This window comes from Cupriavidus basilensis OR16, assembly GCF_000243095.1.
Taxonomy (GTDB): Bacteria; Pseudomonadota; Gammaproteobacteria; order Burkholderiales; family Burkholderiaceae; genus Cupriavidus; species Cupriavidus basilensis_D.
This window is the reverse complement of sequence record NZ_AHJE01000035.1, coordinates 77,586-90,214: the sequence shown is the minus strand read 5'-3', so window position 1 is coordinate 90,214 and position 12,629 is coordinate 77,586. Positions and strand designations below refer to the sequence as shown.

9 protein-coding genes and 2 pseudogenes are annotated in these 12,629 nt (G+C 65.1%); 9 read left to right on the top strand and 2 right to left on the bottom strand.

What is annotated here, in order from left to right:
* Positions 1-77: 77 nt before the first annotated feature.
* On the bottom strand, positions 78-1,046 hold the full coding sequence (locus OR16_RS13630; protein ID WP_006158538.1) for a sulfonate ABC transporter substrate-binding protein: 969 nt from the start codon (positions 1,044-1,046) through the stop codon (positions 78-80).
* A gap of 683 nt (positions 1,047-1,729) precedes the next feature.
* Here OR16_RS13630 and cyoA point away from each other — a divergent pair.
* The 9 genes and pseudogenes from cyoA to OR16_RS13585 all read left to right on the top strand — a co-directional run bounded on the left by cyoA (position 1,730) and on the right by OR16_RS13585 (position 11,242).
* Positions 1,730-2,709: pseudogene (gene cyoA / locus OR16_RS13625) on the top strand (ubiquinol oxidase subunit II).
* 8 nt (positions 2,710-2,717) lie between these two features.
* Positions 2,718-4,609 (top strand): annotated as a pseudogene (locus OR16_RS13620) (cytochrome ubiquinol oxidase subunit I).
* 3 nt (positions 4,610-4,612) lie between these two features.
* Complete coding sequence (gene cyoC / locus OR16_RS13615; RefSeq protein WP_006158535.1) at positions 4,613-5,263, top strand: cytochrome o ubiquinol oxidase subunit III; 651 nt, start codon at positions 4,613-4,615, stop codon at positions 5,261-5,263.
* A complete protein-coding gene (locus OR16_RS13610) occupies positions 5,263-5,628 on the top strand; it encodes a cytochrome o ubiquinol oxidase subunit IV (RefSeq protein WP_006158534.1) in 366 nt (121 codons plus the stop codon). The genes cyoC and OR16_RS13610 overlap by 1 nt, the downstream gene beginning before the upstream one ends.
* Before the next feature lie 345 nt (positions 5,629-5,973).
* Positions 5,974-6,750 (top strand): GntR family transcriptional regulator, encoded by a 777-nt coding sequence (locus tag OR16_RS13605; protein WP_006158533.1) that lies wholly within the window; start codon positions 5,974-5,976, stop codon positions 6,748-6,750.
* A gap of 62 nt (positions 6,751-6,812) precedes the next feature.
* A complete protein-coding gene (locus OR16_RS13600; RefSeq protein ID WP_006158532.1) occupies positions 6,813-7,859 on the top strand; it encodes an aromatic ring-hydroxylating oxygenase subunit alpha in 1,047 nt (348 codons plus the stop codon).
* The gene (locus OR16_RS13595) at positions 7,859-8,683 is read left to right on the top strand and encodes a PDR/VanB family oxidoreductase (protein WP_006158530.1); all 825 of its coding nucleotides are present in this window, start codon (positions 7,859-7,861) and stop codon (positions 8,681-8,683) included. Before OR16_RS13600 ends, OR16_RS13595 begins: the two co-directional genes overlap by 1 nt.
* Positions 8,684-8,718: 35 nt before the next feature.
* A complete protein-coding gene (locus OR16_RS13590) occupies positions 8,719-10,056 on the top strand; it encodes an MFS transporter (protein WP_006158529.1) in 1,338 nt (445 codons plus the stop codon).
* A 91-nt stretch (positions 10,057-10,147) separates the two neighbouring features.
* Positions 10,148-11,242, top strand: coding sequence for a porin (locus OR16_RS13585; RefSeq protein ID WP_006158528.1), 1,095 nt, complete (start codon positions 10,148-10,150; stop codon positions 11,240-11,242).
* Positions 11,243-11,263: 21 nt separating this feature from the next.
* Here the strand turns inward: OR16_RS13585 and OR16_RS13580 are convergent, their stop codons facing one another.
* Positions 11,264-12,628, bottom strand: coding sequence for an LLM class flavin-dependent oxidoreductase (locus OR16_RS13580; protein WP_006158527.1), 1,365 nt, complete (start codon positions 12,626-12,628; stop codon positions 11,264-11,266).
* Position 12,629: the final 1 nt, after the last annotated feature.

Here is a 12,629-nt window from a genome sequence, read left to right as displayed (position 1 = left end):
ATGGTAGCAGCCGTGCTTCGCGCGTGTCATCCAGGGCGGCGTGCGCGGGCTCGCCCCGGATTCGGGCATTGGCGCCCTTACTGGCTGGCCAGGGGGAAGCTCGCCTGCCAGACGTTGTCCTTGACCTTGATGGCGGTGGGGATCAGTTTTTGCTCGTGGAACAGGTCGGCCACCTGCTGCTGGGCGGCGATCACCTCCGGCGTCACCGGGGTGGCGCCGTACGGCACGCGCTTGAGCCAGGCTTCCACTACCTGGGCGTCCAGGCCCACGGCAGGCGCGAGCAGGGCGGCAGTCTCGCCGGGGTTCTTCACCACCCACAGGCCGGTCGCGCGCAGTTGCTCCAGGATGGCATTGACCACTTGCGGGTGGGCCTTGACGAAGCCGTTGGCGGCTTCATAGAAGTTGAAGGGAGAGGGCACGCCTTCATAGTCGGCGATGGTGCGCACTTTCAGCGCCTTCTGCGCCAGCGCGTAGTACGGGTCCCAGACCACCCAGGCATCCACGCTGCCGCTCTCGAAGGCGGCGCGCGCATCGGCGGGCGGCAGGTAGATCGGCTGGATGTCCTGCAGGGCCAGGCCATGCTTCTTTAGCAGCTGCACCAGCAGGTAGTTGGAACTGGAGCCTTTTTGCAAGGCGATGCGCTTGCCCCGCAGGTCGGCCACCGAGCGGATTGGCGACTTCTCCAGCACGAACAGCGCCTCGTTGGTCTTGCCGCCGGGCTCCGCGCCCACGTAGACAAAGTTGGCGCGGGCCGCCTGGGCGAATACCGCCGGCGGCGCGCCGGTGTAGCCAAAGTCGATGCCGCCGGCGTTGAGCGCCTCGAGCAGTTGCGGGCCGGCGGGGAATTCCTTCCACTCCACCTTGAAGCCGAGCGGGGCGAGTTTTTTCTCCAGCGAGCCCTGCGCCTTGAGCACGGCCAGCAGGCCGGCTTTCTGGTAGCCCACGCGGACCGGCGCGTCGGCCGCATGGCCCGTGGCGGACCAGGACAGCGCGGCGATGGCCAGGGCGCGGCCGACGACAGGTAGCCATTGGCGGAAAGGATGCATTGCGTTTTTTCTCCGGGGTCGACGAGTGAGGCAGCAAGGGTCTGGCTTTGGGATGCGGCCCTATGGTTGCCAAATCGCGCGGGGAGGGGAACGAAGGTTATTGCATTTGGATAGAACCGCGGCGGGGGCAACGCAGTGGCAAGCACGTTTCGGCGGTCCGTGGCATCCTGTTTTCCCGCCACATTGCCCACCGCCCGCGCGTTGCGGTTTGTGCAGTTGCTTTCAAGGGTGCGCACCCCTGCGACACCTTGCCGCAGTCAGAAATGTCCGGGCTTAATCGGGTGTTGCCGGTGCGATGGCAGACGAAGCTGCATTGTCCGGTTTGCTGAACAGTGTGTTCTGCCTCACGGGTTTACCCTCAATGCTGCGATGCGGTAGATTCGCGGCCACGATGTCTGACGTACCGCGAACCTCACCCGAATGCCCTGTTTGCCCACCAGGCAAGCTCGCCGGGCCGCGCCACGCCGACGTCCTCCTGTGTGGACCACCGCAGTCCCACTTTGATCCGTCCCACAAGGACCAAGCCAGGCTGCCGCTGATCGGCGCGTCCCCCGGCACACCGGTCGCTTGACCCGGATCTGACCCAGTTTCCCCCAAGCCTTAAGCCTGCCTCTTGCTCCCGCATCCGGCAGCAAAACCGCGCCGCGCCGTCGCTTGCCGTGGCCAACTCAACCAGTCGTGACATGAAGATACCCAAACTTCCGCGTTGGACGCGGCTAATGCCTTGCGCCGCCCTGCTCTTGCTGGCCGGATGCAACATGGCCGTGCTAGATCCGAAGGGCCAGATTGGCGCCGACGTCAAAAACATCATCCTGATCGCGACCTGGCTGATGTTGCTCGTCGTGGTGCCGGTGATCGTGCTGGTCTTCACCTTCGCCTGGAAGTACCGGCCTGGAAGTACCGCGCCAGCAATAAGTCGGCCCGCTACGAACCGGACTGGTCCCACTCGACCGGGATCGAAGTGGTGGTCTGGCTGATTCCCTGCCTGATCATCGTGGTGCTGGGCATCATCACGTGGAAGTCCTCGCACGACCTGGACCCGTACAAGCCCATCGAATCCAACGTCAAGCCGATCACCATCGAGGCGGTGGCGCTGAACTGGAAATGGCTGTTCATCTATCCGGACCTGGGCATCGCCACGGTCAACGAGATCGCGTTCCCGGTGAACACGCCCGTGAACTTCAAGATCACGTCCGACTCGATCATGAATTCCTTCTTCATCCCGCAACTGGGCAGCCAGGTGTACGCCATGGCGGGCATGGAGACCAAGCTGCACCTGATCGCCAACCAGACCGGCGCGTTCGACGGCATGTCGGCCAACTACAGCGGCGGCGGCTTCTCGGGCATGAAATTCAAGGCCAAGTCGGTGTCGAACTTCGACTTCGAACAGTGGGTCAAGCAGGTCCGCGCCTCGTCGAGCCAGCTCACCCTGGCTGACTACAGCGCGCTGGCCAAGCCCAGCGAGGCGAACCCCGTGGCGCTGTACGCCAAAGTCGACCCGCAGCTGTACCACGGCATCCTGCACAAGTACATGGACGGCGCCGGTGGCGCTATCGCCGGCAACGGCACCTCGTTTGGTCCCGTCTGCACCTCGCGCAACACCCTTGGCGTGAGCCAGGTGTCGATGGCGCCCGCTACGCCGGCGCCGGGCTCGAATTCCTAGGAGTAGAGATGTTTGGCAAATTGAGTTTGGATGCCATCCCGTTCCACGAGCCCATCATCATGGGCACGTTGACGATGGTGGCGCTGGGTGGCGTGGCGCTATGCGCGCTGATCACCTATTTCGGCAAGTGGAAATGGCTGTGGAACGACTGGTTCACCTCGGTCGACCACAAGAAGATCGGCATCATGTACACCGTGGTCGCGCTGATCATGCTGCTGCGCGGCTTTGCCGACGCCATCATGATGCGTACCCAGCTGGCGCTGTCCACCAACGGCTCGCCGGGCATCCTGCCGCCTGAGCACTACGACCAGATCTTCACCGCCCACGGCGTGATCATGATCTTCTTCGTGGCGATGCCGCTGATGACGGGCCTGATGAACCTGGTCGTGCCGCTGCAGATCGGCGCGCGCGACGTGGCCTTCCCGTTCCTCAACACGCTGAGCTTCTGGCTGTTCGTGGCCGGCGCGATGCTGGTCAACGTCTCGCTGGGCGTTGGCGAGTTCGCGCGCACCGGCTGGCTGGCCTATCCGCCGTTGTCCGGCATTGCGTACAGCCCGGGCGTGGGAGTGGATTACTACCTCTGGAGCTTGCAGATATCCGGCCTGGGCACCTTGCTGACCGGCGTCAACTTCCTGGTGACCATCCTCAGGATGCGCGCCCCGGGCATGACCCTGATGCGCATGCCGGTGTTCACCTGGACCGCGCTGTGCACCAACGTGCTGATCATCGCCGCTTTCCCGGTGCTGACCGTCACGCTGGGCCTGCTGGGGGCCACCCCGAGGTGTACATCCTGATCCTGCCGGCATTCGGCATCTTCTCGGAAATCATCTCGACGTTCTCCGGCAAGAAGCTGTTCGGCTACAAGGGCATGGTCTACGCGACCTGCGCCATCATGGTGCTGTCGTTCCTGGTCTGGCTGCACCACTTCTTCACGATGGGCTCCGGCGCCAACGTGAACGCGTTCTTCGGCATCACCACGATGATCATCTCCATCCCGACCGGGGTGAAGATCTTCAACTGGCTGTTCACCATGTATCGCGGCCGTGTGCAGATGACCACGCCCGTGCTGTGGACCCTGGGCTTCATGGTCACCTTCGTGATCGGCGGCATGACCGGCGTGCTGATGGCAGTGCCGGCGGCGGACTTCGTGCTGCACAACAGCCTGTTCCTGATCGCCCACTTCCACAACGTGATCATCGGTGGCGTGCTGTTCGGCTACATCGCCGGCATTACCTACTGGTTCCCGAAGGCCTTCGGCTTCAAGCTCGACGAGCGCCTGGGCAAGTACGCGTTCTGGTGCTGGATCATCGGTTTCTACCTGGCCTTCATGCCGCTGTACGCACTGGGCTTCATGGGCATGACCCGCCGCCTGAACCACACCGACAATCCGGCGTGGAACCCGTACCTGTACGTGGCCGTGCTCGGCGCCGTGTTTGTCGGACTGGGCATCCTGTTCCAGGTCCTGCAGATCGTGGTCAGCGTGCGCCGCCGCAAGGAACTCCTCGACGTGACCGGCGACCCCTGGGGTGGCCGTACGCTGGAGTGGGCAACTTCGTCGCCGCCGCCGTTCTACAACTTCGCGCACACCCCGGTGGTGCGTGACCTGGACGCGTTCGCCGACATGAAGGCGCGTGGCGAAGTGCCGCAGCAGCAAGCGCACTACGAGCAGATCCACATGCCGAAGAACACCGGCGCCGGCTTCTACATCGGTGCCTTCAGCCTGGCGCTGGGCTTTGCCCTGACCTGGCATATCTGGTGGCTGGCGGCGGTAGGCCTGGTTGGCATGATCGTCAGCTTTATCTTCCGCAGCAACGACGACCACATCGACTACTACGTGCCCGCGCACGAAGTCCAGACGGTCGAAACGAGCCATTTCCAGCGCATTGCGTCACAGGCCTGAACCATGACGACTGAAGTCCTACAGCGTTATCCCGCGCATGGCGCCGCCGAGGCGCATGCCCACTCGCACGATCATTCGCATGATCACGCCCATCACGACACCAGCGCCAACACGGTGTTTGGTTTCTGGGTGTACCTGATGAGCGACTGCATCATCTTCGCCGGGTTGTTCGCCGCGTTCGCGGTGCTGCGCGGCGAGGTGGCAGGCGGCCCGTCGGGCAAGGAGCTGTTCGAGCTGAACTACGTCCTGGTCGAGACCTTCCTGCTGTTGTTCAGCAGCTTGACCTCGGGCATGGCGATGATCTCGCTGCACAACGGCCAGCGTGCCCGCCTGCAGTTCTGGCTTGCCATCACGTTCTTGCTGGGCGTGGCGTTCATCGGCATGGAAATCAACGAGTTCCATCACATGATCGCCGAGGGCGCAGGCCCCGAGCGCAGCGCGTTCCTGTCGTCGTTCTTCACGCTGGTTGGCACCCACGGCCTGCACGTGGCGAGCGGCTTGCTGTGGATGGCCGTGCTGATGTGGCAGATCTCCCGCAAGGGCCTGACCGCCACCATGACCAAGCGCCTGGCCTGCTTCGCCTTGTTCTGGCACTTTCTGGACATCGTCTGGATCGGCGTGTTCACCGTGGTCTACCTGATGGGAGCGATGTAATGGAGCATAGCCACGTTTCTACCGCCGGCGCTCACGACGCGCACGGCACCACCTCGGCGGGCGCCAGCCATGGCAGCGTCAAGTCGTATGTGATCGGTTTCGTGCTGGCGGTGATCCTGACCGTCATCCCGTTCAAGCTGGTCATGGGCGGCACGCTGGAAGCCTCCACCACGCTGGCCGTGATCCTCGGCCTGGCCGTGGTGCAGATCGTCGTGCACCTGATCTACTTCCTGCACCTGGACAGCTCGTCGGAGCAGCGCTGGAACGTGATGGCCCTGGCCTTCACCGCGCTGATCCTGCTGATCGTGGTAGCGGGTTCGCTGTGGATCATGCACAACATGAACGCCAATATGATGGTGCATTGAGCGTTAAGCGTAGCTAAGAAAAACGACCCGGTCGCGTGAGCGCCCGGGTCGTTTTTGTTTGTGCGGCAGCGTGACGCTTGTTTCCGGCGTCGCGGGTGGCCGGTTTTTCCCCGCCAGGCCTTGATTCTTCGTTGTATACAACGTGTTCGGTGCAGTCGATTTTTCATCCGAATCTGGCGTCAAAATCTTCATTATTCTCCAGGTTTTCTGCGTTTTATCGACGTTTACCCTAAGTTTCCAGCTTTCACGTTGTCTGGCCATATTCTTGTGGATACAATCTGTATTCAAGAGCGGCCAACTTGCGTCACCGGACACGCTCGCCCCCACAAGTAGAGGCAACACATCATGCAGACCGACAACGACAACCTCAGCGACAACAAAGCCGGCGCCAGCGCTTCCCAGGCGGTGCGGGCCCTGCTTGGATTGCGGGAGTTGATCCTCGGTGGCGACCTCGCGCCAGGCGCCCGCATCTCCGAACTCTGGGTGGTCGAGCGCCTCGGCGTCTCCCGCACGCCGATCCGGGCGGCGCTGATCCGCTTGCAGGACGAAGGCCTGGTCGAGCCCATCCCGTCCGGCGGCTTTGCGGTCCGCTCCTTCGCCGAAAGTGAAATCAGCGATGCGATCGAACTGCGGGGCACGATGGAAGGCATGGCGGCCCGGCTTGCCGCGGAGCGCGGCGTCGGCCAGACCATCCTGAGCGGCTTGCGCGACTGCATCACGCACATCGACACGGCGCTCACCGGCGAGCTGACCGCGGTCAAATTCTCCGCTTATGTCGATCTCAACGCGCGCTTCCACCAGTTGCTGGCCGAAGCGGCCGGCAGCACGCTGGTTGCACGGCAGATCGAGAAAGTGACGAACATCCCGTTTGCCTCCGCGAGCGCCTTCGTGATGGTCCAGTCCATCGATGAAAGCGCGCGCGAAATGCTGCTGCTCGCACAGGCGCAGCACCGCTCGGTCGTCGAGGCGATCGAGCTGCGCGAGGGCGCCCGCGCCGAAGCGCTGATGCGCGAACACAGCCGCATCGCCAACCGTAACCTCAAGATCGCCATGCAGAACCAGCAGGCGATGTCGCAGGTGCTCGGCGGCAGCCTGATTCGCCGCGCGGGCCGCCCAGCCTGACCTAACCCACTTTCGTAAGTCACTGAACCTTGGCGCGATCGGGCGCCAGGGAGGGGATCGCTATGTTTCTGAAAAATACCTGGTACGTGGCCTGCACGCCGGACGAACTCGCGGGAAAGCCGCTTGGCCGCACGATCTGCAATGAAAAAATGGTGCTGTTCCGGGGCGAGGACGGCAACGTCGCCGCGCTGGAGGACTTTTGCCCGCACCGTGGCGCGCCGCTTTCGCTGGGCTTCGTCCGCGACGGGCAACTGGTCTGCGGCTACCACGGCATGACCATGGGACGCGACGGCAAATGCGCCAGGATGGCCGGGCAGCGCGTCGGCGGGTTTCCGTCGATCCGTAGTTATCCGGCCGTCGAGCGTTACGGTTTTGTCTGGGCCTGGCCCGGCGACGCCGCGCTGGCCGACGCGGCCACGATCCCGCATCTGGAGTGGGCCGTGAGCGCGGACTGGGCCCACGGCGGCGGGCTGTATCACATCCATTGCGACTACCGGCTGATGATCGACAACCTCATGGACCTGACCCATGAGACCTACGTCCATGCCTCCAGCATCGGGCAGGCCGAGATCGAAGAGTCGGCACCGGCCACCAAGGTCGAAGGCGACATGGTCGTGACCGGCCGGCATATGGAGGGCATCATGCCGCCGCCGTTCTGGGCCGCGGCGTTGCGCGGCAATGGCCTCGCGGACGATGTGCCTTGCGACCGCTGGCAGATCTGCCGCTTCACGCCGCCAAGCCACGTCATGATCGAGGTGGGCGTGGCGCACGCGGGCAAGGGCGGCTATCACGCCGAGCCGCAGCACAAGGCGTCGAGCATCGTGGTGGACTTCATCACGCCGGAAACCGAGACCTCGATCTGGTACTTCTGGGGCATGGCGCGCAACTTCAAGGCAGACGACGCGCAACTGACCGAAACCATCCGCGACGGGCAGGGCAAGATCTTCGCCGAAGACCTCGAGATGCTGGAGGCGCAGCAACGCAACATCCTGGCCAACCCCGAGCGCAAGCTGCTCAAGCTCAATATCGATGCCGGCGGCGTGCAGGCGCGCCGCATCCTCGATCGCCTGCTGCAGCAAGAGCAGTCCGGGCAGGCGGAGGGCGCGTGATGCAGGTCCGGATCGCGAGCAAGGCCGACGCGGCGTCGGGCATCGCCGTGTTCGAGCTGGTAGCGCCGCACGGCGGCACCCTGCCGGCATTCACCGCGGGCGCCCATATCGACGTACGGATCGGGCCGGGCCTGGTGCGCCAGTACTCCCTGTGCAACGACCCGGCCGAGACCCATCGCTACCAGATCGGCGTGCTGCGCGACCCGGCCTCCCGGGGCGGGTCGGTGGCCATGCACGCGCTGGCGGTCGGCGCCACGCTGGAAATCAGCGAGCCAAAGAACCACTTTCCCCTGGCTGCCGGCGCCGCGCATTCGCTCCTGCTCGCCGGCGGCATCGGCGTCACGCCGATCCTCGCCATGGCGCAGCGCCTGGCGCAATCCGGCGCATCGTTCGAGTTGCACTACTGCACCCGCACGGCGACGCACACGGCGTTCCGCGAACGCCTTGCGCACGACGATCTCCGGGACCGCACGCATTTCTATTTCGACGAGCCGCCGGGCCATCGTGCCGACCTGCCGCGCTTGCTCGCCGCCCCCGGCGCGCAGACGCATCTCTATGTGTGCGGCCCCGCCGGCTTCATGGACGCGGTGCTGCGGCAAGCGAAGGAGGCCGGCTGGCCGGAGGCGAATCTCCACCGCGAGTATTTTGCCGCGCCCGAGGTGCCGGGCGCCGTCGCCGGGGCGTTCCAGGTGAAGGTCCAGAGCAGCGGGCTGGTGATCGATGTCGCGCCGGACCAGACGGTGGTGCAGGCGCTGTCGGCCAATGGCGTGGAGATCCAGACATCGTGCGAGCAGGGCGTTTGCGGAACGGATCGATCGGACTGAACAGGTAAATCAGAATAATGACATGGAGGTAGACAATGAAGCTCGACATCAGGGAAACCATCAACCAAGGCGAGATGAGCCGGTTCCAGATCCTGGCGGTAACGATCTGCATCGTGCTCAATATGCTCGATGGCTTTGACGTACTGGCGATGGCGTTCACCGCCTCGCATATCTCGGCCGACTGGCACCTGAGCGGCAAGGAGATTGGCGTCCTGCTCAGCGCCGGGTTGTTCGGCATGGCGGCAGGATCGCTGTTCCTGGCGCCATGGGCCGACCGGCTTGGGCGCCGCCCCGTCATCCTGCTATGCCTGGTGACGATTTCTGCGGGCATGCTTTGTTCCGCGTTCGCACAGGGCGTGACCCAGCTGGCGGCCATGCGGGCGATCACCGGGCTGGGCATCGGCGGCATGCTGGCCAGCATCAACGTCATTACCGGCGAGTATGCCTCCGACAAGTGGCGCAGTACCGCGATCGTGCTGCAGGCCACGGGCTATCCGGTGGGCGCGACCATCGGCGGCGCCATTGCCGGCGTGCTGCTGATGCACTACGGCTGGCGCAGCGTCTTCGTCTTCGGCGGGCTGGTCACGCTGGCCATGATCCCGGCCGTGCTGGCGCGCTTGCCCGAATCGCTGGACTTCCTGATTGCCAAGCGCCCGGCCGGCGCGCTCGACAAGCTCAACAAGCTCCTCGCCGGCATGGGGCGCGAACGCATTGCCGACATGCCGGCGCGCGCCGCCGGGCAGACGCTAGCCCAGGGCGGGGTTCGCAGCTTGTTTGGCGGCCGCCTCGCGATGCAGACGCTGATGATCTGGACCTCGTTCTTCCTGGTGATGTTCAGCTTCTACTTTGTCCTGAGCTGGACGCCGAAGCTGCTGGTGGCGGCTGGCATGTCGGCGCAGCAGGGGATTACCGGCGGCGTGCTGCTCAACGTTGGCGGCATCGTGGGGGGCACCTTGTTTGGCTTTCTCGCCGCGCGCATCGGGCTCAAGCCGCTGCTGTGGAGCTGCTTTGTCCTGACCGCCTTGTTGCTGGTGGCGTTTGGCATGTACGCCAATACCTTGTCGGTGGCATTCGTGCTGGCCCTGTTCATCGGCGGTGGCATCTTTGGCTGCATGGTCGGCTTGTACGCCTACGCGCCCATTCTCTATCCGGCGCAAAACCGCACCACCGGCATGGGCTGGTCGATCGGCATGGGCCGCTTCGGCGCGGTGCTGGCCCCGCTGGTCGCCGGCGCGCTGGTCGACGCGGGCTGGCCTACCTCAAACCTGTACTACGTCTTCGCGTTGCCACTGCTGGTCGCCATCGCGAGTGTCGGCCTGCTTGGCCGGTCCCCGGCGGCTGGCGGGCAAGCGGCACATATCGCCGCGCACTGAGCGGTACCAGATAGAACACGCCATAGCGTGCCGACGTTGGGCGGCAGGCCCCCGGCTTGCCCCGAACTTTAGAATAAACGGGAGGATGACAATGAAACTTGGACATACGGTCGCAGCCATCGCGGCAGCGATCCCGGTGGTTGCCGCGGCGCAGGCCGTGACGGCTTATGGGGTGGTGGATACGGGTGTGGAGTACATCTCCCATATCGGCGCGGCGAAGGACAGTGTCTTTCGCATGCCGAACCTGACCGGCACGGTGCCGTCGCGCTGGGGCTTGCGCGGCACCGAGGACCTGGGCGGCGGTATGAAGGCCATCTTCTGGCTGGAGTCCGGATTTGCGCCCGATAGCGGCACCAGCAACCAGGGTGGACGCCTCTTCGGCCGCCAGGCCCTGGTCGGGCTTTCCGGTAACTGGGGGCAGGTCGCGCTGGGCCGCCAGTACACCATGCTGTTCTGGGCCATGGCCGATGCCGACATCCTGGGGCCGAACGCCTTCGGCTCGGGCTCGCTGGATAGCTATATCCCCAACGCGCGCACGGATAACGCCATCTCGTACAAGGGAACGTTTGGCGGCCTGACCGCTGGCGCCACCTACAGTTTCGGCCGCGATACGGTCAACGCGGGCCCGAGCCCGTCGGGCACCAACTGCGCCGGGGAGAATCCGGCGGACCAGCGCGCCTGCCGCGAGTGGTCCGCGATGCTCAAGTACGACACTGCGACCTGGGGCGTGGCGGCCGCTTACGATTCGCTGCGCGGCGGCCCGGGCGCCTTCGCCGGGCTGAACCGCAGCAGCCTGACAGATGACCGCCTGTCCCTCAACGGCTATATGCTGGTCAACAAGGACACCAAGATCGGCCTGGGCTGGCTGCGCCGGGACAACAGGGCCAGCCCGACCTCCGTGAGCGACATGTTCTACGGCGGCGTGACGTATCAGGTGACGCCGGCCTTCAGCGTCGACGGCGAAGTGTTCAACCTGCGCTATCACAACAGCGCCGACAAGGCATGGCTGTTCGCCGCGCGCGGAGTCTATGCCTTTACCAAGCGCACGTCCGTCTACGGCACCGCTGGCTTCATCAACAATGGCGGCAATCTTGCGCTGTCGGTCACCAACGCGGGGACGGGCACCAATCCCACACCCGGTGCTAGCCAGCTTGGCGCCATGGTCGGGATGAAGCACGTGTTCTGAGCGCGCATGCGCGCCCGACGCTCAGGCCACCCGCCGCGTGCCGCCAGACGCGCGCGGATGCGCCGGCCGCGCCAGGCCCAGGTGCTCGCGCAAGGTGCTGCCCGCATAGCGCTCGCGAAACAGCCCACGCCGGCGCAGCTCAGGCAGCACCAGTCCGATAAAGTCGTCGAGCCCGCCCGGCAGCCAGGGCGGCATGATGTTGAAGCCGTCGGCGGCGCCGCCTTCGAACCACGCCTGCAACTGGTCGGCAACGCTCTCGGCGGTGCCATGAATGGACCAATGCCCGCGCGCGGTAGCCACGCGCAGGTAGAGCTGGCGAATGGTCAGTCCTTCGCGCCGGGCTAGCCCCGTCACTAGCTGGAAACGGCTCTTGGCGCCGTTGGGCTCGGGCAGGTCATCGGGCAGCGGCCCGTCGAGCGGGTAGCCGGAGAGATCCACGCCGCCCAGGTTCTGCGACAGCAGGGCCAGCCCCACGGCCGGATGGATCAGGCTTTGCAGTGCCTCGAATTTCTCCTTTGCTTCGGCCTCGCTGCGCCCGATCACGGGGAACACGCCCGGCATGATCTTGAGCTGGTCGGGCGCGCGGCCATAGCGCGCCATCCGGCCTTTCAGGCCCTGGTAGAAGGCCTGTGCGTCCTCCAGCGACTGCTGCGCGGTAAAGATGACCTCCGCCGTGCGCGCGGCCAGCTCCTGCCCGGCCTCCGATGAGCCCGCCTGCACAATCACCGGATGGCCCTGCGGCGGGCGTGACACGTTGAGCGGCCCGCGTACCTGGAAATGCTTGCCGTGGTGGTCCAGCGCGTGCAACTTGTCCGGCGCGAAATGCAGCCCGCTCTCCTTGTCGTAGAGCAAGGCGTCATCCTCCCACGTGTCCCACAAACCGGTCACCACATCGACGAATTCCTCGGCGCGCGCGTAGCGATCCGCATGCTCGGGGTGCTTGTCCAGGTTGAAGTTGCGGGCCTCGGCGTCGGACCACGACGTGACCACATTCCAGCCGGCGCGGCCGCCGCTCAGGTGATCGAGCGAGGCGAATTTGCGCGCGACATGGAAGGGCTCGTTGTAGGTGGTGGAGACGGTGGCCACCAGGCCGATGCGCTCGGTCACCGCGGCCAGCGCCGAGAGCAGCGTGAGCGGCTCGAAGCTGGCGGCGCGCGCGGTGCGGGGCAGGGTGGCGTCGTCAAGCGCGCGAATTGCGACGCCGTCGGCGAGGAAGATCGTATCGAACTGCGCGGCCTCGGCGCTTCGCGCCAGCCGCACATAGTGCGCAAGATTCTGCCCGGCGTTGGCTTGCGCGCCGGGGTGGCGCCAGCCGGCCACATGGTGGCCGGTGGCTTGCAGGAAGGCGCCGAGCCTGAGCTGGCGCTTATGCGCGGGTTGGCTCATC

What these genes read in the sequence shown, in the direction of transcription:
- cyoC (WP_006158535.1), top strand. Translation starts at nt 4,613, where the DNA reads ATGACGACTGAAGTCCTACAGCGTTATCCCGCGCATGGCGCCGCCGAG.
- OR16_RS13580 (WP_006158527.1), bottom strand. Translation starts at nt 12,628, where the DNA reads ATGAGCCAACCCGCGCATAAGCGCCAGCTCAGGCTCGGCGCCTTCCTG.
- OR16_RS13585 (WP_006158528.1), top strand. Translation starts at nt 10,148, where the DNA reads ATGAAACTTGGACATACGGTCGCAGCCATCGCGGCAGCGATCCCGGTG.
- OR16_RS13605 (WP_006158533.1), top strand. Translation starts at nt 5,974, where the DNA reads ATGCAGACCGACAACGACAACCTCAGCGACAACAAAGCCGGCGCCAGC.
- OR16_RS13590 (WP_006158529.1), top strand. Translation starts at nt 8,719, where the DNA reads ATGAAGCTCGACATCAGGGAAACCATCAACCAAGGCGAGATGAGCCGG.
- OR16_RS13600 (WP_006158532.1), top strand. Translation starts at nt 6,813, where the DNA reads ATGTTTCTGAAAAATACCTGGTACGTGGCCTGCACGCCGGACGAACTC.
- OR16_RS13630 (WP_006158538.1), bottom strand. Translation starts at nt 1,046, where the DNA reads ATGCATCCTTTCCGCCAATGGCTACCTGTCGTCGGCCGCGCCCTGGCC.
- OR16_RS13610 (WP_006158534.1), top strand. Translation starts at nt 5,263, where the DNA reads ATGGAGCATAGCCACGTTTCTACCGCCGGCGCTCACGACGCGCACGGC.
- OR16_RS13595 (WP_006158530.1), top strand. Translation starts at nt 7,859, where the DNA reads ATGCAGGTCCGGATCGCGAGCAAGGCCGACGCGGCGTCGGGCATCGCC.